This is a genomic window from Methylobacterium guangdongense, assembly GCF_038442355.1.
Taxonomy (GTDB): Bacteria; Pseudomonadota; Alphaproteobacteria; order Rhizobiales; family Beijerinckiaceae; genus Methylobacterium; species Methylobacterium guangdongense.
Genome location: NZ_JBBXMX010000013.1, coordinates 151,016 through 171,104, shown reverse-complemented (window position 1 = coordinate 171,104; position 20,089 = coordinate 151,016). Strand labels below are relative to the sequence as shown.

The following is a 20,089-nucleotide window of genomic DNA, read 5'->3' as shown; positions in this document are numbered from 1 at the left end:
GGGACCACGCCCGGTCGATGCCGCGGGCGCCGCGGGGACCGGATCCCGCGCGTATCTGGCCGACACCTGGGTTCCCGCGGCGTCCCGCGTCCCGCGTGTTCGTCTCTTGGGCCATGCCCCCGGCGCCGCAGGCGCGCGAGGACGATGGCGCGCATCTGAGCCCATCCGCCCACGGGCGGCGCCGTCGAACCCCAAAGACCCATGAGCGACCCGATGGAGACGATCCGCGCATGACTTCTCTCCGAACCGGCGGCGTGTATCATGGCGCCATGACCGAGCTCCTGGAACGAGCCATCGCGCGCGTCCGCGCGCTCCCCGATGCCATGCAGGACGATGCCGCCCGCATGCTGCTGCTGTTCGCCGGCGAGGCGGACGAGCCCGTGTACCGGCTGACCCCCGAGGAGGAGGCGGACCTGGCGCCTTCCCTCGCCCAGGCGGAACGTGGGGAGTTCGCGACGGACGAGCAGGTCCGGGCTGTGTGGGCGAAACACGGACCGTGAAGCTTCGCTTCACGCCGGATGCCCTCGCGGACATCGATTCTGTCTTGAGCGGCATCGCGGACACGTCGCCATCCGGCGCGCTCAGCGTGCGGACACGCCTCGATGCCGTGCTCGACCGGCTTCTGGAGCAACCGCGCAGCGGAACCCGGACCAATTCACCGCCGCTGCGTAGAATCCTCGTGACACCCTACCCCTACTGGCTCTTCTATCAGATCGCGGAAGGCGCGATCATCGTCATCGCCCTGCGCCATGCCGCCCGCGATCCCCGCTCGATGCCCGACGCCGGACCGGACTGGCGTTCCGGTGAAAGTTGACGTCGGCCCGGCAGACTGCCATCCGCCCGGCAGAGCCCTGATCCCCGAGCCCCCACAGTATGACCGACCTCATCGAGACGATCCGCCGGACGCTCGTGCCGATCCACAAGGAGGGCTATCCCTTCATCCTGATCGGCATCGTGCTCACGGTGCTCGCCGGCTACTTCTCCCAGTTCTTCGGCTGGATCTTCCTGATCCTGACCCTCTGGGTCTGCTACTTCTTCCGCGATCCCGAGCGGGTCACGCCCGTGGGTGACGGGCTCGTGGTCTCGCCGGCCGACGGGCGCGTGAACCTCATCGCCACCGTCCTGCCCCCGCCCGAGCTCGACCTGCCGCAGGTGCCGACCTTACGGGTCTCGGTGTTCATGAACGTGTTCGACTGCCACGTGAACCGGGTGCCGGTCTCGGGCCGGATCGGCCAGATCCACTACACGCCCGGCCTGTTCCTCAACGCCGAGCTCGACAAGGCGAGCGACGACAACGAGCGCAACGGCATGGTCATCGAGACGACCCATGGCGGAAGCCCGAAGCGCGTCGGCGTGGTGCAGATCGCGGGGCTGGTGGCCCGGCGCATCGTCGGGTTCGTGTCGGCGGGCGACGTGCTCGGCGTCGGCGAGCGGTTCGGCCTGATCCGCTTCGGCTCGCGGGTCGACGTCTACCTGCCGGCGGGCGCCACCGTGCTGGTCGGCCTCGGCCAGAAGGCGGTGGCCGGCGAGACGATCCTGGCGGATCTCGGCGGCGGCCCGGACCGGGTGTTCAAGCGGATCTAGAGCATGATGCGGAAACGTGGGATCCGGTTTCCCGAATCCATCATGCGGTCAAAGGGAGTTCGAGCATGCTGACGTGTCCCCGTAACGGCGGCGTGCTCTGACGACCATGGACGATCTCTTCCCGCCCTTCGCGCCCGATCCGAACGAGCCGCGGCCGCGCCGGTTCAAGCCGGTGCCGTTCCGGATGATCGCGCCCAACATGATCACCCTGATGGCGCTCTGCCTCGGGCTGACCGCGATCCGCCTCGCCTTCGAGGGCAAGTTCGAGCCCGCCGTGATCGCCGTGGTGGTGGCGGGCGTGCTCGACGGCATCGACGGGCGGGTGGCGCGGCTGCTCAAGGGCACCTCGCGCTTCGGGGCGGAACTCGATTCGCTGGCCGACTTCGTGAATTTCGGCTGCGCCCCGGCGCTCATCCTCTACGGCTTCGCGCTGTTCCACCTGAAGTCGCTCGGCTGGATCATCGCGCTGATCTTCGCCATCGCGATGGCGCTGCGGCTCGCCCGCTTCAACGCGATGCTGGACGACCCGAACCGCCCGGAATGGAAGAAGGACTTCTTCGTCGGCATGCCGGCCCCGGCGGGCGCGCTGACCGCGATGCTGCCGCTCTACCTGCACTTCCTCGGCTTCGGCCTGGAGCGCTGGGCGGCGCCCGCGATCCTGATCTACGTGCTGTGCATCGCCCTGCTGGTGGTCTCCACCGTGCCGACCTACTCGGGCAAGACCATGGGCAAGCGGGTGCCCCGCAGCCTCGTGCTGCCGATCTTCCTGTTCGGCGTGGCGGCCTTCGGGATCCTGATCAGCTACCCGTTCGAGGCCCTGGTGGCGGTGAGCGGGGGCTATCTCCTGACCATCCCGGTGGTCGCCGCGCAGTACCGCCGCCGCCTCAAGGCCGAGCAGGCCGCGGGCACCGAGGAGCGGCCGGTCGCCGTCGCCTCGGACTAGACGCTGGTCGTCGCGGGATCCGCCCCTACCTTGGCCGTGTCCGGCGAGGAGGATTCGGGGATGCTCGAAGAATTCAAGAAATTCGCGCTGCGCGGGAACGTGGTCGACCTCGCGGTCGGCGTGATCATCGGCGCCGCCTTCGGGGCGATCGTCAACTCGGCGGTCCAGGACATCTTCATGCCGGTGATCGGCGCGGTCACCGGCGGGCTCGATTTCTCGAACTACTACATCCCGCTCTCGTCCAAGGTGCAGGCCGGGCTGCCCTACGCGGACGCCAAGAAGCAGGGCGCGGTCCTCGGCTACGGCCAGTTCCTGACCCTGACGCTGAACTTCGTAATCGTGGCCTTCGTGCTGTTCCTCGTGATCCGGGCGATGAACCGCCTGCAGCACGCCCAGCCCAAGGAGCCGGAAGCCGTCCCGGCCGACGTGAAGCTGCTCTCGGAGATCCGCGATCTCCTGGCGGCGAAACCCCGGGTCTGACCGGTCAGTTGCCGCGCCGGTCCGGCTCCTCGGGCTTGACGCCCAGGGCGTCCAGGATCTGGTCGAGGGCCTGACCGACCGCCCCGGTGCCCTCCTCGTGGGTCTTCAGCCGGGTCTCAAGCCGGCGGATCTGCGGCTCGAACACCTCGGGCACGGAATCGTCGCCGAGGAAGCGCGGCTTGTCGGCCTCCACCGGCAGGACGCCGCGCAGCTGCTGGCCGAGATGGTCGCGCACCGGCTCGGGGAGCACGGCGCCGGGATCGGGGGAATCGTTGCTCATGGTCGCCTCACGGGTCGAACCGCCTATCAACGGCCAGTCGGATGAAGCGTTGCGCCAACAGCCGCAGAAGGAGAAGGGACCCCGGAGCCGGGCTCCGGGGTCCCATGGGCCGATGCGGGACCGGCCCGCAGGCTTAGTCGATCACCTCGACGATGCGGTGACCGCGGTCGACCAGCACCGGGCGGTCGTTCACCACGGTGTAGCGGTAGCCCGGCTGCACGCGGTACTCGCTCGGGACGTCGTAGTAGGTCACGCCCGAGGACGGCAGGGTGCTGCCCACGGCGACGCGGCCGTCATAGTCGTACGAGCGGACGTTGCGCTCGCGGACGTAGCTGCGGAAGCGCGGGGCCATGTCGACGCCGAGGATGCCGCCCACCGTGCCGGTGGCCGCACCGACGGCGCCGCCGACGATCCCGCCGATCGGGCCGGCCGCATCGGCACCCGCGGCGGCGCCGCGCTCGGCACCCGGGATGGTGCCCTGGGCCTGGGCAGCCAGCGGCAGCGACAGGACGAGGGCCGAAGCGGCGATAAGGGTCTTGATGGTCATACGGGATTGCTCCGTTCCGTGGCGTTCCGCCGCGGACACGCGGCGAAGCTCGGGCCGGTAACGTCCGATACCCGGAATCGGATGCATCGCTTTTTGCGGAGGATCGCCGAGGGCTAACGCCGCCTTACGCGTCCTTGGGCATCGCCGACTGGATGAACCGGTCGGAGCCGAGATCCTCCTCGTCGTAGCCGAGCAGCTCCGCCAGCCGGCCCCGGGCACGGCTGACGCGGCTCTTCACGGTGCCGACCTTGCAGCCCATGATGGTGGCGGCTTCCTCGTAGGACACGCCCTCGGCACCGACCAGAACCAGGGCCTCGCGCTGGTCCGGCGGGAGCTTCGCCAGCGCCGATTGCAGATCCTCGACGTCGAGCCGGTCGCCCTGGTGCGGGGCGGTGGCGAGGCGCGCGGCATAGGAGCCGTCCTGATCCTCGACCTCGCGGACCCGCTTGCGGTGATCCGAGTAGAAGATGTTGCGTAGAATCGTGAACAGCCACGCGTTCAGGTTGGTGCCCGGCTGGAACCGGGCCCGGTGCTGCCAGCCCTTCAGCAGGGTGTCCTGCACGAGATCGTCGGACCGGGCGGGGTTCGAGGTCAGCGACAGCGCGAAGGCACGCAGCGAGGGGACGGCGGCCAGCAGGCCGTTGCGGAATTCCGGCTCGATCGCCTCGCCCCGGGCGCGGAGCGCCGCCTCCAGCTTCTCGATCAGCTCGGCGAAGCGGGACGGGAGTGACTCCTCGCCGATCCGCTCGTAGACGGTGCGCAGGTGCTCGCCGAGATGCGTGCGGATGCCGGCGTTCAGGTTCGGGCGGCCATCCCGAGTCCCGCCCTCCTGGGACAGGACGGTATCGGTGTCGTCGCGGGTCATGCGGTTCGCACTCGTCAGCTCATCGTGGCTCGACCGTGGTCCCTCAAGGGTCGAGGCGGATCGCTTGCCGGCCCGAGACAGGACGAATTCGGGCCGATGCGCTCCTGTTACAGGCGTTCTAGCGCATCAAACGCGGGCATGCACCCTCGGCCCACTGACTTATGATAAGGTTGCCGCGCGCAACAAGCGGATCGACCCGTCCCGCAGGGTCAGGACGTCGCCGCGCTCGAGGTCGGTCCAGCGCTCGTCCCGGGTCAGGGCCTTCGTGGCGATCACCGTGACGATGTCGTGCTCGGTGGTCTCCCGGGCGAAGTCGACCTGCCAATCCTCGTCGATCAGGGTGGCCTTGCCGAAGGGCGCGCGGCGGGTGAGGTAGCAGAGGCGCTTGCCGCAATGGGCGTAGAGGGTGCGGCTGTCGGTCAGCAGCATGTTGAACACGCCGAGGCCGTGCAGCTCGCCGGCGAGGTCGGCGACGGCCCGGTCCAGGGCCTCGGGCCGCGGCAGGGACTTGTAGCGGTCCTGCAGGCGGCCGAGCATCCAGCAGAAGGCGTGCTCGCTGTCGGTGGAGCCGATCGGCATGAAGCCGCCGAGCGGCAGCTTCTTCACGCCCTTGAGCTGGCCGTTATGCGCGAAGGTCCACCGGCGCCCCCACAATTCCCGCGAGAACGGATGGGTGTTCTCCAGGCTGACCCGGCCGCGATTGGCCTTGCGCACATGGGCGACGACGATCCGGCTCTTGATCGGCATGTCGCGCAAGAGCCGGGCGAGCTGCGAGCGGGCGCTCGGCTCCGGCTCGTGAAAGCTCCGGCAGGTGCGGCCGTCGTAGAAGCTGATCCCCCAGCCGTCGGCGTGGGGCCCGGTGTCGCCGCCGCGCCGGGCGAGACCCGCGAAGGAGAAGCGGATGTCGGTCGGCACGTTGGCGCTCATGCCGAGCAGTTCGCACATCGTCTGTCAGCCGGGCCATGCGGGGAAGCGGCGACGTGTAGGAGTGTTCGGCCGTCCCGACAACGGCTTTCACGCGCCTTACCGCGCGAGATAATCGGTCAGCGTCATCCCCACCATGATGGCGACCCAGAAGAAGCCGAGCCCTGAGAACAGCCGGATCAGCGGCGGCTCGTGGATCACCTCCATGGAGACGAGGAGGATCAGCGCCACCATCACCGCCACGACGAGAAGCTCGACGATCCAGACCTGCGCGAAGGGCAGGGTGGCGCCGAGCGTCACGTTGACGGCGAGCAGGGCGAGGAGCGCCAGGAAGGTCAAGACCGGCGTGCGCAGGCGCCTGCGGAGCAGGGCGCGGTCGTCGGCGCTCAAGGCGGCGAGGGGGTTCCGCATCCTACCGATTCACCACGTAGAGGATCGGGAAGGCGAGGATCCAGACCAGATCGATGAAGTGCCAGTACAGGCCGTAGACCTCGATCCAGTTCTGGTGCCGCGCCAGGAACCCGGCCTTGGCGGCCATCCAGGTCATGCCGAGCAGGAGCCCGATGCCGGTGAACAGGTGCAGCGCGTGAAGGAGCGTCGCCACGTAGTAGAGGTTCACGAACAGCCGCGCCGCCGGCGTCTCGGCCAGCGCGAAGGGCCGATGGCTGAGGAACGGCATCATGTGCTCGTCCCAGTCGGCGTAGTACTCGTAGCCCTTCAGCACGAGGAACAGGCCGCCCAAAGCCGCGGTCGCCAGCATCGCCCGGACCATGGCGCGCTGCCAGCCCATCCGGGAGAACTCGATCGCCATCGACATGGTGAGCGAGGAACAGATCAGCACCACCGTGTTGGTGGCGCCGATCCAGAACTTGAGGTGCTTGGCCGCCGCCACCGTCGCCTCGGGGTGCTGGATCCGGGTGATCAGCGCCACCAGGAACAGGGCCGAGAACAGCAGCAGCTCGGTGATCAGCCACGCCCAGATACCGAGCGTCGCGGCCTGGCGCTGCTGGGCGACGCTCTCGAAATGCTCGGCGCGGGCGACGCCGACGCCCTGGGCCAGGGGCTCGCTCATCCGTGCTGGTCCCGGGCTTCCTGGGCCTGGATCGGGTAGTCGTAGGGGACGCGCGGCACCTCGGGCGGGGACAGGAAGTTGTGCGTCGGCGGCGGGGAGGCGGTCTCCCATTCGAGCCCCTTCGCGTTCCACGGGTTGGCGGGCGCCTTTCGGCCGAACCACAGGGAATAGACGAGGTAGAGCATCGGGAAGATGTAGCCCGCCGCCAGGATCGTGGCGCCCGCCGAGGACAGCACGTTGAGGAGCTGGAACTCGGCCGGGTAGGTCGCGTAGCGCCGCGGCATCCCCAGGTAGCCGAGGATGAACTGCGGGAAGAAGGTCACGTTGAAGCCGAGGAAGATCAGCAGCGCCGAGATCCGCCCCCAGGGCTCGCTGTACATCCGGCCGGTGAACTTGGGCCACCAGAAGTGCAGGCCGCCCAGGAACGCCAGCACCGTGCCGCCGACCATGATGTAGTGGAAGTGGGCGACCACAAAGTAGGTCGCGTGGATGTGCTGGTTGATGGCGAGCGTCGCGAGGTAGAGGCCGGTCAGGCCGCCGAGCACGAACAGGCCGATATAGCCCATCGCGTAGAGCATCGGCGTGTCGAGGCGCAGGCTGCCCTTATGGATCGTGGCGGTCCAGTTGTAGACCTTCACGGCCGAGGGCACCGCCACCGCGAAGGACAGCGCGGAGAACACCAGCGAGGCCAGGTCGCTCTGGCCGTTGACGAACATGTGGTGACCCCAGACGAAGAAGGTCACCGAGGCCAGCCCGATCGACGCGTAGGCGACGAACCGGTAGCCGAACAGCTTCTTCTGCGCGAAGGCCGGGACGATCTCGGAGATCACCCCCATGCCGGGCAGCACCATGATGTACACGGCCGGGTGCGAGTAGAACCAGAACAGGTGCTGGAACAGCACCGGATCGCCGCCATAGGCCGGATCGAACACGCCGATGTGGAAGGCGCGCTCGGCGATCAGCAGGATCAGCGCGGTCGTGATGACGGGCGTCGCGAGCAGGAAGATCAGGCTGGTGGCGTAGTGCGTCCAGACGAAGATCGGCAGCTTGAACCACGTCATGCCGGGGGCCCGCATGGTGTGGATCGTGACGACGAAGTTGAGCCCCGTCAGGATCGACGAGAAGCCCACTATGGTCACGCCGATCAGGGCGGGCAGCACCCAGGTGTTCGAGAAGGCCGTGGAGAGCGGGGCATAGAAGGTCCAGCCGGTGTCGACGCCGCCCAGCACCACCGAGACCAGGGTGAACAGGGCGCCCGCCATGAACACGTACCAGCTCGTCAGGTTGAGCTTCGGGAAGGCGAGGTCCCTGGCCCCGATCATGAGGGGGATCAAAAAATTGCCGAAGGTCGCGGGGATCGACGGGATCAGGAAGAACCAGACCATCACCACGCCGTGGATCGTGAAGGCCTTGTTGTAGGTGTCGTTGGTCATGATCGCGCCGTTCGGCACGATCAGCGCGAGGCGCACCACGCCCGCCGCCAGGGCGCCGATGACGAAGAAGCCGGTGATCGAGGCGAGGTAGAGGATCGCGATGCGCTTGTGGTCGGTGGCGAGGAACCACGAGCGCAGGGTCGATTCGGCGTGCAGGTAGTCGGGCTTGCGCCCGATCGTCGATTCCGGGGTGTGGGGTTCGCGGCGGGCGGTGCCGCCGATGCTGCCCGATGCGCTCATCGTGTCGCCCCCGCCGGCGTCGCGTCCGCGGCCTTGCCGGCGGCCGGGCGCGAATAGGATTTCAGGAAGTCGATGAGGGTCCCGAGCTCATCCGCCGGGATCCGGCCGGCGAAGCTCGGCATGATCTGCTTATACCCGTCGGCGAGCCGGTCACCGTTGGGGTTCAGGATCTTTTCGCGGAGCCACCCGTCATCGGCCGTGACGGTGCGGCCGTCGGCGAGCTTCACTTGACTGCCGTAGAGGCCCGCGAGGCTCGGCGCCTTCACGGCGGAGCCGGGCTCATGGCAGCCGGCGCAGCCATAGGCCTCGTAGAGGGCGCGGCCCGCCGCGACCTTGCCCTGCTGGGCGCCCGCATGGGTCAGCCAGTCCTGGTAGTCGCCGGGGTTCATGAAGGTGACCTCGCCGCCCATCACCGAATGGTCGGTGCCGCAATATTCCGAGCAGTAGAGGTGATAGGTGCCGGTCTTGTCGGCCTTGAACCACAGGTCGGTGTAGCGGTCGGGCAGGGCGGCGACCTGCATGCGCACGGCCGGCAGGTAGAGGGCGTGGATCACGTCCTGGCTGATGATGTGCAGGCGGATCGGCTGGCCGATCGGCAGGTGCAGGTTGTTGATCTCGGACTGGCCCGTGGGGTGCTGGAACTTCCACATCCATTGCCGGCCGACCGCCTCGACCACCATGGCGTCGGGGGGCGCGTTCTTCGACTGGATGAACAGCTTCGCGCCCCAGACGAAGAAGATCAGCGTCAGCAGGAACGGGATCAGCATCCAGCTGATCTCGATGAGGTTCGAGCGGATGCCCGACGGGCTGCGGTTCGCCTCCGAGCCCTCCCGGTAGCGCACGGCGAAGTAGGTGATCGCCACGAAGACCGGCACGGTGAGCAGCAGCGTCAGCACCGTGAAGGCCAGGATGAGCAGGTCGGTCTCGGTCGCGGTGGCGGAGACCGCGGCGGGCCAGAGCTGGAGGGATTCGTGGCTCGGCGTCATCGCGCGGCGGGCTCCGACGGTTCGAGGGAGCGGCCCACGGTCAACGCCATGGCGCGGCCGATCGGGATGCGGGCGCGGGTCTGGGCCGCGTCCCGGTAGGCGTAGCCGGCGATCCGGGCCTCGGTGGCGGCCCGCTCGCGGTCGATGTCGGCATAGGGGTTGGCCTGGAGATTCGGGGCCGGCGGGACGAGCCGTGCGGTCTGCTGGGCCGTCAGAGCCGGCAGGGTCCGGCGCTGGCTCGCCGCGACGGTGTGCATCAGCCAGACCATGGTGCCGATCACCGCCAGCGCCGTGAGGCCGAGGCCGGCCATGACCAGGGCGGTGTTGCGGACGTTGACGTCGCGCGTCTCGTGCCCGGGATCGTTCGGATCGCGCTGCGTGTTGGCGGGCGGGCGCGGCGGGCGTCCGTTCAGGATGCCGCTTCCGCGCAGCGTCAGCCCGGCCAGGATCGCCGGGATCAGCCCGGAGGGTCCGTTGCCGCTCATGCCGGCCTCCCGGAGCGGCGGGCCACGGAGGCCGCCCGGTCGGCCCGCGGGCGCAGGAACGGCCGCAGCGCGGCGGCGAGGCAGGCCACGGCACCGGCGGCGAGCGCGTCGCTCGGGCGGAGCACGAACCGATCGCGGATCGCAGGGGTGATCAGCCAGAACATCTCCAGGGCGTGCACGGCGAGCGCGGCGCCGGCCAGGATCCGCGTGGTCGGGCGGCCCGGCCGCAGAGTCGCCAGGGCGGCGAGCACCACCACGGCGCCCGCCACGATCGACAGCGCCCGGCCGAGCCAGCCGCCGCGGGCGAAGTACCACGCCACCTCCGGCGGCAGGTTCGCCGACCAGACGATCAGGAATTGCACGAAGTGCAGGTAGGCCCAGAGGCCGAGCAGCACCACGAGGGGGACCAGCCGGCCGCGCCCCGGCGCGGTGCGGCCGCGCCCCACGGGCTCGGGCTCCTCCCAGGCAAGCAGGATCGCCGTCGCGAAGGCGAGACCGCTCCAGGCGGTCATGACCAGGAGACCCAAAAGGGTGGAGTCGAGGCGCGGATCGAGGGAGGCGATCACGTCGGTGACGAACAGGGTGCCGATCACCGCGTGGAGCCCCACCGCCGGCACGGTCCGGCCCTCGCCGGGCGCGTCGAAGGGGCTGGCGAAGCGGAAGGACAGCCAGGTCCAGGCGGCGAGATAGGCGATCACCCGGGCCACGAAGAACGGCACCGTGAACCAGAGCGCGGCGAGCGGCGTGTGCGCCGGTTCCCGCACCCAGGGATAGAGGAGCGCCGCGCCGGCGAGCACGGGGAGGCCCAGCACGGCCGCCACCGGCATCAGCGCCATCAGCCGCCGCAGGCCCGCCAGCATCTCGACGCCGCCGCGCGCCTTCACGCGCCCGCCGAAGCGCTCGGCCACGATGACCACCGGCAGGGCACCGACCGGCAGGGCGAGGAGGACGAGCCAGGCGGCGAGATACGAGGCCATCGCCCCGCGCCAGCCGCCGGCGAGCAGGCAGAGGGCCAGGAGGCCGAGGCCGGCGAGGCCGAGCAGGGCAGGGCGGCTCATCGCGACGCCTCCAGCCGCGCCCGGTCCGGCTCCGGCAGGCTCGCCACCGGAGCGTCCTGGCTGAGCTGGAGGGCGCGCACATACGCGACGATCGCCCAGCGATCGGCGGACGGGATCATCTGCGCCATGCCGAACATCGCCTTCCGGCCGTTCGAGATCGCGTCGTAGAGTTCGGCCGCGGAGGCCCGGCGCACGTCCTCGCCGGTGAGATTGCCGGCATGCGGGAAGCCGCGGGCCACGATCATGCCCTGGCCGCGCCCGTCCTGGCCGTGGCAGGGGGTGCAGAACACCGCGTATTGCTGCTGCCCCCGGTCGAGGAGGTCCCGGCTGATCGTCTGCGGCTGTGGCGCCGGCGCGGCGGGATCGCGGCGCGGCACCGTGCCGGCGACCGGCTGGCGCATGGTGATCTCCCGCGGGAAGAACGGGTTCTTGTCCCAGGTCTTGGCCCGGGCCTGATCGGCCATGTCGGCCTCGCCGCAGGCGGCGAGCGGCGCCAGGACGAGGAGGACCATGGGGAGGGCGCGCCTCATCGCGGGATCCGCCGGATCTCGAGGGGCCGCCCGGCCTCGGCCGGCATACCCGCGAGCCTCCGCTCGATGCGCTCCGGATCGAAGCGATCGTCCCGCGCCTCCGCGGTCAGGAAGAAGCGGTCGTCCGAGACGCGCAGGAAGCCCGGGATGTTGAAGGCCGGATGGTTCAGCCGCGGCAGGCGGTTGAGCACGAGCAGCGCGAGATGGATCGCGATGCAGCCCGCCATCATCGCGAAGGAGAGGCTCGGCACCACGAAGGAGGGCCAGGACAGGCGCGGGCGCCCGCCGATCAGGAACACGTAATCGTAGGCGGTGGCGAAGACACACATCCCGTAGAAGCCGGCGCCGCCGAGAAGCGCACCGGCGAGCGCGTAGGGCAGGATCGAGCGGCCCTCCAGGCCGAGCGGCCGGAGGGTGCGGGGCATCGGCACGGGCCCGTGCCCGTCGAGATGGACGTGGTCCGGACCGATCCCCGACACCGCCTGGAGCGCGGCCGCGAGATCGCCCTCGCTGGCGAAGCTCGCCGAGACGCCCCAGAACGGCCCAGGGCCGGCGTTCTCCTCCGGCCGGGCCGCCGCCCGGGACGCGGCGGCGCGGGCAGCCTCCTGGGCGCCCGGGGCTTTCGCCAGGGCGAGGCGCCGGCTCTCCACGATCGAGACCGCCGGCAGGTAGCGCAGGAACAGGAGCAGCAGGGTCAGGAACAGGCCGACCGAGCCCGCGAAGGTGGCGATGCCCCAGATGTCGACCCCGTAGGGCAGCCGCGAGGAGGGCAAGAAGTCCTGCGTCAGGGTCACGACGAGGACCATGACGTGGTCGGCATAGGCGCCGATGGCGACGAGCAGCCCCACCGCCGCCAGGGCGAGCGGCGCCGTCCGGGCGCGCGCCGACCACAGGATCTGCGCCGGCAGCACGAGGCAGAGGATCGCCGTCCACGAGATCACAGCGTGGTCGCCGGTCATGCGCCGGGCCAGGACGCCGCGCGCCTGGGCGTCGCCGTTGAGGAACGTGTCGAAATACTCGGCGGCGTAGCAATAGGCGCTGGCGCAGCCGAGGCAGAGCAGCAGGCGGCCGAGCACGTCGAGATGGCGCGGGGTCACCAGGCCGTCGAGGCCGTAGACGACGCGGATCAGCATCACGATCACCGCGGTGACGCCGACGCCGGAATAGACCGCGTTGACGAAGAAGCTCACCGGCACGAGCGTGCTGTGCCAGCCCGGCATCAGCGAGCCCGCCAGCATCACCGAGGCGCCGGTCTGGACCGAGACCACCAGCAGCACGCCGAGCAACGCCACGGTCCGGTAGGCCTGGACCCAGATCTGCCAATGGGCCGCCGAGCCGCGCCAGCCCGAGGCGACGATGCCGTAGACCTGGGCGCGCAGCAGGGCGAGCTTGCGAGTCGGCGCCTTGGCGTCGGCCTGGCGCATCGCCTCCGCGAAGGCCCGGTCGCGCAAGGTCGCGAGGTCCGGCAGCAGGCCGATGAACCACAGGCTCACGCAGATCACGAGGAACGACACGATGTCGATCGCGTCCCACAGGAGCGGCGAGCGGAATTGCGGCCAGAGATCGTAGGTGTTGGGGTAGGGCAGGTTCCAGAAGAAGAACCACGGCCGCCCGAGATGGATGATCGGGTAGAGTCCGGCCGCCGCGGTGGCGAGCAGCGCCAGGGTCTCGGCGACCCGGTTGACCGCCCCGCGCCACTCCGCCCCGAGCAGGAGGAGCACGGCCGACACCAGCAGGCTGCCGGAGGCGACGCCGATCCACCAATCGTAGCTCGCGATGTCGAGCGCCCAGACGACGGCGTTGTTGTTGCCCCAGATGCCGGGCCCCGCGGCGAGCAGATAGCCGAGGGTGAGCAGGAACAGGCCGAGCAGCGCGGCCGCCCCCGCGAAGGCGATCCACCAGCGCCGGTTGAGCGGATGGGTCAGCGGGATCGCCGTGACCGTGCCGCCGATGCCCTGGAGGGTCTCGTCGGGCCGGATCAGGGGGCCGCCCGTGACAGAACCGGCCATGCTCAGCCCTCCCGCCCGCCGGGTTCCGCGGGCGGCGCGAGCCCGGCGAGGTAGGTGGTGCGCGGCCGCGTGTTGAGGTGGCCGAGCAGCGCGTATTCCCGGGGATCCCGGCGGGCCGCCGAGACGTGGCTCCCCGGATCGGCGACGTTGCCGAAGGTGATCGCCCGGGTCGGGCAGGCGCCCTGGCAGGCGGTCTCGACGGCGCCGTCCGGGATCGGCGCGTGCGCGTCCTTGGCCGAGGTGATCCGCGCCGCCGTGATCCGCTGGATGCAGTAGGTACACTTCTCCATCACGCCGCGGGCGCGGACCGTGACCTCGGGGTTGCGCTGCTGCTGCTCCACCGGGGTCATGCCGCCGCTATAGTCGAGGTAGTTGAACCGGCGGACCTTGTAGGGGCAGTAGCTCTGGCAGGTCCGGGTTCCGACGCAGCGGTTGTAGACTTGGAGGTTCAGCCCCTCGCTGTCGTGCAGCGTCGCCTCGACCGGGCAACCGAGTTCGCAGGGCGCCTGCTCGCAATGCATGCAGGGCACCGGCTGGAAATGCGTGCGCGGCGCGTCGAGCTCGCCCGCATAGTAGCGGTCGATCCGCAGCCAGCCCATCCAGCGCCCCAGCGCGACCTCCTCGCGGCCGACCACCGGGATGTTGTTCTCCGCCTGGCAGGCGGTGACGCAGGCGTTGCATCCGGTGCAGGCATCGAGGTCGATGGCCATGCCCCATTGCGCCGCGACCCAGCGATCCTGGCTCCCGGGGGGCGGATAGAACGAGGCGGGCGCCGGCGCGCCCTTGGGGTCGCCCACCGGGGCTGCGCCGAGCGCCTGCACGCGGACGAGATCCTCGCCCTCCATCGTGCCGAGGTGTTGGGTGGTGACCGGCTGGCTGCGCCGTCCGGTCCTGGTCAGCGTTGCCCCGGAGAGCCGCCAGGACGCGCCGACCGGCCGGAGCGGCCCGGCATCGTAGCCGAGGCCGCGGGACAGGTGGTCCGGCACGTTCCGGCCGTAGCCCAGCGTCAGGGTGACGGTGTCGTCGGCCTGACCCGGCAGGATCCAGGCCGGCCCCTCGACCGCGCGGCCCGCCGCCACGATCCGCAGGACGTCCCCGGTGGCGATGCCCTCGCGCTCGGCGAGCCGCGGGCTCACCGCCACCACATTCTCCCAGACCACCTTGGTGAGCGGCTTGGGCAGTTCCTGAAGCCACGCGAGGTCGGCATGGGTGCCGTCCCAGAGCGTCGGGTCGGGTCGGATCAGCACCTCGATCCCGCCGACGGGCAGGGCGGGGGCAGGGGAGGCGGCATCCTGCGTCAGCGCCACGGTCTCGACGGGCCGCGCGCTGTCCGCCCAGAACCCCCGGCGCAGGGCCTCCGAGAACCGGGCCTCGAAGGCGGCCTCATCCTCGCCGTCTCTGCGCCAGCGCGCCTTGACGAGGGCCAGCGCGTCCTCGGCCTCGTCGCCGCCCGCCAGGAAGGCCAGCATCTGCGGCAGGGTGCGGCCGTTGTAGAGCGGCGCGATCGTCGGCTGGATCAGCCCCACGGTCCCGTCGAGGGCGCGGACATCGCCCCAGGATTCCAGCGGATGCGCGATCGGCAGGTGCCAGTCGGCATGGGCGCCGGTCTCGTCGTAATAGAGGCCGGCGTGGATCTTGAGCGGCACGCGCGCCATCCGGGCGGCGAAATCGAGCGCGCCGGGCGCGTCGTAGACCGGGTTGGCGCCGAGCACGATCAGCGCCTTGACGGTGCCGCGCTCCATCGCCTCCGCGAGTTCGGCCAGCGTGCCGGCCCCCGGCTCGGCGGCGGGCTCCACGTGCAGGAGGGTCGCGCCGGTATTGCCGAGCGCGCCGTTCAGACGGTGGACCAGGGCGTGCAGATCCGGGCTCGCGGTCAGGCCCGCCGTGACGATCCCGGCCCCCCGCGCCCCGGCGAGCGCCGTGCCGGCCCCGCGCGTCCAGCGGGCGACCGGATCGTCGCCCCCCGGCCCCGTACCGCCGCCGGCCATGCCGAGGAGATCCCGGGCGAGGTCATCGAGCCGGCCGGCCGGGACCACGACGCCGTGATCCGCCTTGGCACTGGTCAGCGTCGGGGTCGGGGCGGCGGCGTGCAGGGTGAGGAGGCGCCCGTCCGCGTAGGCGGCCCGCCGGGCGTCGATCCACCGCCGGGACAGCCCCACTTGGCCCGGTCCGAGATCCAGAAAATCGCCGTCGAGCGCCACGATGGTGCGCGCCCGATCGAACGCGGGCAGCGTTTCCAGCGGTCGTCCATAGGCCCGGCGGGCGCCCTCGTAGAGACCGTCGCGCGACGCGCCCGCACCGACATGCCAGCGGAGCGCCGGGTAGGCGGCCCGCAGCCGGGCGATCTGCGCGGCCAGCGTCGGCGAGGTCACCGGCCCGGTGAGCAGGGCGAGTCCCTCGCCCCGGTTCTCGCGCCAGGCCGGCATCTGCGCCTGCAGATCCGCCCGGAACGCCGCCCAGGAACTCGGCCGGCCGAGATGCTGCACCGCCTGCGACCGGAACGGGTCGTAGAGCCCGAGCACGGAGGCCTGGGCCAGCACGTCGGTGCCGCCGCGGCTCCAGGGATGGTCGGGATTGCCCTCGATCTTCAGCGGCCGCCCGTTGCGGGTCGTGACCAGCACGCCGTTGCCGAACCCGTCGAACAGGGCCGAGGAGGCGTAGGACAGATCCGTGCCCGGCACGATCCGCTCGGGCTGGTTGACGTAGGGCACCTCGTAGTCGCGCCCGCTCCCGGCGCCGCAGGCGGTCAGCCCACCGAGCGCGAAGGAGGCCGCCATCAGCTTCAGGAAGCCGCGCCGCTCCGGCGCCGCGGCGAGCCGGGAGGCCGACGGGAATTCGGCCGCGAGATAATCGCGAAACTCCGGGCTGTCGGCCACGGCGTCGAGGCTGCGCCAGAAGCGCGGGCCGTCGCCCTGGCTGAGCTTCTCGCGGAGTGCCGCGAGGTCGGGGGTGCCGGTCATCGGTGGCAGATCCCGCACTCGGTAAGCCGCGCGCCGCCGCGGATGTGGTATTGCGCGACGAGCTTCGGACCCAGCGTCGCCTGATCGGCCGGCGGCTTCCAATTCATGTTCCAGACCTGATCGGGCGTGCGCACATACTTCTCGGGTGCCCGGTGGCAATCGAGGCAGAACTGCATCTCGAAGGCGTTGGCCCGGTAGGTCATCTGCATCGACGTCACGTCGCCGTGGCAGGTCGAGCAGCCGATCCCCTTCGTCACGTGGACGGAGTGGTTGTAGTAGACGTATTGCGGCAGCTTGTTCAGCCGCTTCCATTCCAGCGGCTTGTCCTGCGCGTAGCTGTCGCGCACCGGCTTGAGCATGTCCGAGCCGGTCCAGATCTGCGAGTGGCAGGTCATGCAGGTATGGGTCGGCGGGATGCCGGCGGTGGCCTCCTTCTCGACCGTGGTGTGGCAGTAGCGGCAATCGACGCCGAGTTCGCCGGAATGGTGCTTGTGGCTGAACGGCAGCGGCTGGGCCGGCGCCACGCCGACGCCCGTCACGTAGTTCGAGCGCACGATCCCGGCGGCCAGCACCGGCAATCCGACGAGGCAGGCGACCCCGGTCATCAGGGCGAGGCGGTAGATCGCGTCCGCGCCGGGCGTGAACAGCTGCGCCATCAGGCGCGCCCGCGCCGGAGGAGGGCCGGACGATCGCGCTCGCTCACCTCACACCGTCGCCGCAAGCCTCGCCCCACCCTCGACTCCCGGTCGCAATCGGGCCGCGCACGGCACTGCACCACCCACCTCAACCTAGAGCGCTTCCAGATCCAGGCTAGAACTTGAGTTAGGCGGACCGACATGTCGCACGGGCCCGGGCTCTCGTCACAGAACGCCCGCTCATGGGCCGCCTTTCGTCGGCCCGCAACCGTGCAACGGGCGCGCTGTGAGAGGCTCTGAAACCCTTCCCGCGGCCGGCACGAAGGCCTATGCCCGGGGCCGCCTCGATTGGACGCCGCGGACGATCCCCCGATCCCCCGGAGACGCATGGAATCCGATCCCCTCCTCCTGACCTGGCGTGCCGCGCGGCGCGCGCACGGGGCCGCCGTGGCGCTCGCGGTCGGGATCGGTGCGCCGCTCTGCGCCCTGGCGCTGCTCTGCCTGCGTGACCTCGTCGCGGTGCTGCCCCGCGACGAGGCGCCGGACCTCGCCTTCCTGCGCCTAGCCGTGCCGTTGCAGGGCCGCGAACTCGTCCTGGCGCCCGGCCTGCCGATGCGGGCGGCCGGGCTCGAACTCGCGGCCTTCCTGTGCATCGCCGCCTGCGCGCTGATCCTGGCGGGTCTCGGCTGGTGGGTGGCGCGCCTGTGCTTCAAGGCCCAGGCCCGCGCCGCCGACACGGTGCGGGAGGGGGTGCTGCGGGCGATCCTCGACGCTCCGGCGGGGGCCCGGGACGAGGCGCGCAGCCTCGCCCGCCTCGTCGGCGAGGTGCTGGCGCGGGCCGACCGGCTGCTCGCCGCCGGCATCGTCCTGCCCGCGATGACGCTTGCCGCGCTGATCCTGGCGCTGGGCTTCGCCGCCCTGGCGGCGCCCCGGCTGATCCCGGCCGCCCTGGTCGGCCTCGGGGCGGTCGGCCTCGCCTACGGGCTGGTGCTGGAGCGCGCCCGGGACCGGCAGGAGCTGCGCCTGCGCACCAGCGTGCGGGCCGAGGAGAACCTGAACGACCTCGTGCGCCGCCTGCCGGCCGTGCGCAACCACGGGGCGGCCGCCCTGGAGCGGCGGCGGATCGCGGCCCGCGTGGTCGCGATGCGCGGCACCGTGGCGCGGGCCGAGGCGCGGCTGGCCTATGCCCGGGCGCCGGCACTCGCCCTGGCGGTGATCCTGCCGGCGATCGCGGTGGGCACGGCCCTGTGGCGCACGACGGGACCCGGAGCGCCCCCGGCGGCGCCGGTCGATCCGGCAGCCCTCCTGGCGGCGGTGGGCGCCTTCGGCCTCGCGGGCTGGCTCGCCGCCATCTGCGCGCGGCTCTGGACGGTGCGCCGCGCCGTGCGCCCGCGCTTCCGCGACCTCGCCCGCATCATCGCCGCCCTCGAAACCCGCCGGGCGCGGACCGGCGCCCCGGTGCCGCTGCCGCGCTCCGGCCTCCTGGCGACCCAGGGGGTCGGCGCCTTCGACCCGACCACCGGCGAGCGGCTGTCCGGCGTCGACGTCGCGGTGACCATGCCGGGCCACGTGGCGATCACCGGCAGCCGGGGCAGCGGTGCCCGGGCTCTGGCGGCGGTGCTGGCCGGGCAGGTCGAGCCGACCGCCGGCACCGTCACCTACGCGGGCACGGACCTGCGCGGCTTCGACCCCGCCGAGCGCGCCCGCCGCATCGCCTTCGCGGCCGGCGAGGCGATCCTCATGGCGGGCTCCCTGCGCCAGAACCTGCTCTACGGCACCGACCCGGGCGGCGCGCCCGACGACATCGCCGTGGTCGGGCTCTGCCGGCTGACCGGGCTCGACGGCTTCGTGTATGCCCGCGGCCTGACCGGTCGGCTCGATCCCGCGGCCCGGCCCCGCCTCGCGACGGCGATCGTCGCGGCCCGCCGGACCATGCGGCAGGCGCTCGCCGCCAAGGGAGCCGAGCGCCTCGTCGAGCCGTTCGACCCCGACCGCTACAATCATCAGGCGAGCATCGGCGAGAACATCCTGTTCGGCGAGCCGGTGGGCGGCGCCTTCGCGCCCCTGCGCTTCGCCCGCCACCCCTACCTGCGGGCGGTGCTGGAGGCCGAGGGGCTGGTGCGGCCGCTGACCGAGATCGGCCTGTCGGTCGCGCGCAGCACCGTGGAGATCTTCGCCGACCTGCCGAACGACCATCCGCTGTTCGACGCCTACTCGCTGTTCCAGGCCGCGGAGCGGGGCTATTTCGAGGACCTCGTGGTGCGCCTGCCCGATGCCGGGGGCCTGCGCCGGGGGCCGGCGGGCCAGCGCGACCGGATGCGGCTGATCGGGCTCGCCCTGCGCTACAGCGAATCGCGCCATCGCTTCGGCCTGATCGACGCCGCCTTCGAGGCGCGGCTGGTCCAGGCCCGGCGCTCCTTCGCGCGGATGCTGCCGCCCCATCTCGCCGGGGCGGTGGAGTTCCACGATCCCCGCCGGGTCAACCCGGCCGCCAGCCTCGAGGAGAACCTGCTGTTCGGCCGGATCAGCCTGGGCGAGGCCAACGCCGAGCCGCGGGTGCGGGCGCTGGTGCGGCGCGTGCTCGCCGACGAGGGCCTGGAGGCCGCGGTCTACGAACTCGGCCTCGACAGCAAGGTCGAGATCCAGCCCAGCACCGGCGCGCTGGCGGACGGCGCGATCAACGCCCGGGAGCGGATGGCGATCGAACTGGTCCGATGCCTCGCCCGGGACCCCGACATCCTGGTCGTCGCCATCGCGGCCGACGAGCGCAAGGAGGGCCTGCGCGAGCGCCTCGCCGGCCTGCGGCAGGTGCGGGCCGGGCGCGGGCTGATCGTCTGCCTGCCCGGGGCCGGCGCCCTGGACGAGGCCGCCCCCTTCGACGCGGTGATCGCGGTGGAGAACAGCGCGGTGGTGGCGCCCGAGCCGGTGCGCGCGGCGGCGGAGCCGGACCCGGTGGCGTGAGCCCCGCGCCCGGGGCGGGACCCGGCACGGTCCGTCACCGCATGGCGGAGGTCAGGCGGCCCCAATCCGGGCGACACCGCCCTGCGACGGTTCGATG

Annotated in this window: 20 protein-coding genes; 6 read left to right on the top strand and 14 right to left on the bottom strand. The window is 71.4% G+C overall.

The features are described from left to right. Nucleotides 1-269 precede the first annotated feature (269 nt). The 5 genes from AAHG09_RS22310 to mscL all read left to right on the top strand — a co-directional run bounded on the left by AAHG09_RS22310 (nt 270) and on the right by mscL (nt 3,007). Nucleotides 270-500: a hypothetical protein gene (locus AAHG09_RS22310; protein ID WP_342109696.1), complete on the top strand. Its 231-nt coding sequence runs from the start codon at nt 270-272 to the stop codon at nt 498-500. Then, a complete protein-coding gene (locus AAHG09_RS22305; protein ID WP_342109687.1) occupies nt 479-814 on the top strand; it encodes a type II toxin-antitoxin system RelE/ParE family toxin in 336 nt (111 codons plus the stop codon). The genes AAHG09_RS22310 and AAHG09_RS22305 overlap by 22 nt, the downstream gene beginning before the upstream one ends. Nucleotides 815-873: 59 nt before the next feature. After that, a complete protein-coding gene (locus AAHG09_RS22300; protein ID WP_342109686.1) occupies nt 874-1,584 on the top strand; it encodes a phosphatidylserine decarboxylase in 711 nt (236 codons plus the stop codon). A gap of 106 nt (nt 1,585-1,690) precedes the next feature. Next, complete coding sequence (locus AAHG09_RS22295; RefSeq protein ID WP_342109685.1) at nt 1,691-2,527, top strand: CDP-alcohol phosphatidyltransferase family protein; 837 nt, start codon at nt 1,691-1,693, stop codon at nt 2,525-2,527. 60 nt (nt 2,528-2,587) lie between these two features. Beyond that, the gene (mscL, locus tag AAHG09_RS22290) at nt 2,588-3,007 is read left to right on the top strand and encodes a large conductance mechanosensitive channel protein MscL (RefSeq protein WP_342109684.1); all 420 of its coding nucleotides are present in this window, start codon (nt 2,588-2,590) and stop codon (nt 3,005-3,007) included. A 4-nt stretch (nt 3,008-3,011) separates the two neighbouring features. Here the strand turns inward: mscL and AAHG09_RS22285 are convergent, their stop codons facing one another. The 14 genes from AAHG09_RS22285 to AAHG09_RS22220 all read right to left on the bottom strand — a co-directional run bounded on the left by AAHG09_RS22285 (nt 3,012) and on the right by AAHG09_RS22220 (nt 17,052). Next, entirely contained in the window at nt 3,012-3,287 is a 276-nt protein-coding gene (locus tag AAHG09_RS22285) for a hypothetical protein (RefSeq protein ID WP_342109683.1), read from the bottom strand. A gap of 133 nt (nt 3,288-3,420) precedes the next feature. Next, a complete protein-coding gene (locus tag AAHG09_RS22280) occupies nt 3,421-3,834 on the bottom strand; it encodes a DUF1236 domain-containing protein (protein WP_243999776.1) in 414 nt (137 codons plus the stop codon). Between the two features lie 124 nt (nt 3,835-3,958). Beyond that, nucleotides 3,959-4,699 (bottom strand): NepR family anti-sigma factor, encoded by a 741-nt coding sequence (locus AAHG09_RS22275; protein ID WP_342109682.1) that lies wholly within the window; start codon nt 4,697-4,699, stop codon nt 3,959-3,961. A 159-nt stretch (nt 4,700-4,858) separates the two neighbouring features. Beyond that, complete coding sequence (locus AAHG09_RS22270) at nt 4,859-5,644, bottom strand: class II glutamine amidotransferase (protein WP_342109681.1); 786 nt, start codon at nt 5,642-5,644, stop codon at nt 4,859-4,861. A gap of 78 nt (nt 5,645-5,722) precedes the next feature. Continuing rightward, nucleotides 5,723-6,034: an oxidase gene (locus AAHG09_RS22265; RefSeq protein ID WP_342109680.1), complete on the bottom strand. Its 312-nt coding sequence runs from the start codon at nt 6,032-6,034 to the stop codon at nt 5,723-5,725. A gap of 1 nt (nt 6,035) precedes the next feature. Then, nucleotides 6,036-6,695, bottom strand: coding sequence for a cytochrome c oxidase subunit 3 (locus tag AAHG09_RS22260; protein ID WP_342109679.1), 660 nt, complete (start codon nt 6,693-6,695; stop codon nt 6,036-6,038). Then, entirely contained in the window at nt 6,692-8,368 is a 1,677-nt protein-coding gene (locus AAHG09_RS22255) for a cytochrome c oxidase subunit I (protein ID WP_342109678.1), read from the bottom strand. Before AAHG09_RS22255 ends, AAHG09_RS22260 begins: the two co-directional genes overlap by 4 nt. Next, nucleotides 8,365-9,354: a cytochrome c oxidase subunit II gene (coxB, locus tag AAHG09_RS22250; RefSeq protein ID WP_342109677.1), complete on the bottom strand. Its 990-nt coding sequence runs from the start codon at nt 9,352-9,354 to the stop codon at nt 8,365-8,367. The genes AAHG09_RS22255 and coxB overlap by 4 nt, the downstream gene beginning before the upstream one ends. Beyond that, a complete protein-coding gene (locus tag AAHG09_RS22245) occupies nt 9,351-9,839 on the bottom strand; it encodes a hypothetical protein (RefSeq protein WP_342109676.1) in 489 nt (162 codons plus the stop codon). Before AAHG09_RS22245 ends, coxB begins: the two co-directional genes overlap by 4 nt. After that, nucleotides 9,836-10,897: a hypothetical protein gene (locus AAHG09_RS22240; RefSeq protein WP_342109675.1), complete on the bottom strand. Its 1,062-nt coding sequence runs from the start codon at nt 10,895-10,897 to the stop codon at nt 9,836-9,838. Before AAHG09_RS22240 ends, AAHG09_RS22245 begins: the two co-directional genes overlap by 4 nt. Beyond that, the gene (locus AAHG09_RS22235) at nt 10,894-11,427 is read right to left on the bottom strand and encodes a c-type cytochrome (RefSeq protein WP_342109674.1); all 534 of its coding nucleotides are present in this window, start codon (nt 11,425-11,427) and stop codon (nt 10,894-10,896) included. The genes AAHG09_RS22240 and AAHG09_RS22235 overlap by 4 nt, the downstream gene beginning before the upstream one ends. Further along, complete coding sequence (locus AAHG09_RS22230) at nt 11,424-13,436, bottom strand: DUF3341 domain-containing protein (RefSeq protein WP_342109673.1); 2,013 nt, start codon at nt 13,434-13,436, stop codon at nt 11,424-11,426. The genes AAHG09_RS22235 and AAHG09_RS22230 overlap by 4 nt, the downstream gene beginning before the upstream one ends. Nucleotides 13,437-13,438: 2 nt before the next feature. Beyond that, complete coding sequence (locus AAHG09_RS22225; RefSeq protein WP_342109672.1) at nt 13,439-16,396, bottom strand: TAT-variant-translocated molybdopterin oxidoreductase; 2,958 nt, start codon at nt 16,394-16,396, stop codon at nt 13,439-13,441. Further along, nucleotides 16,393-17,052 carry a cytochrome c3 family protein gene (locus AAHG09_RS22220; RefSeq protein WP_342109671.1) on the bottom strand — a complete coding sequence of 220 codons (660 nt, stop codon included), beginning with the start codon at nt 17,050-17,052 and terminating at the stop codon, nt 16,393-16,395. Before AAHG09_RS22220 ends, AAHG09_RS22225 begins: the two co-directional genes overlap by 4 nt. Before the next feature lie 366 nt (nt 17,053-17,418). Here AAHG09_RS22220 and AAHG09_RS22215 point away from each other — a divergent pair, with 366 nt between their 5' ends. Continuing rightward, nucleotides 17,419-19,992, top strand: coding sequence for an ABC transporter ATP-binding protein (locus AAHG09_RS22215; RefSeq protein WP_342109670.1), 2,574 nt, complete (start codon nt 17,419-17,421; stop codon nt 19,990-19,992). The last annotated feature ends 97 nt before the right edge of the window (nt 19,993-20,089 follow it).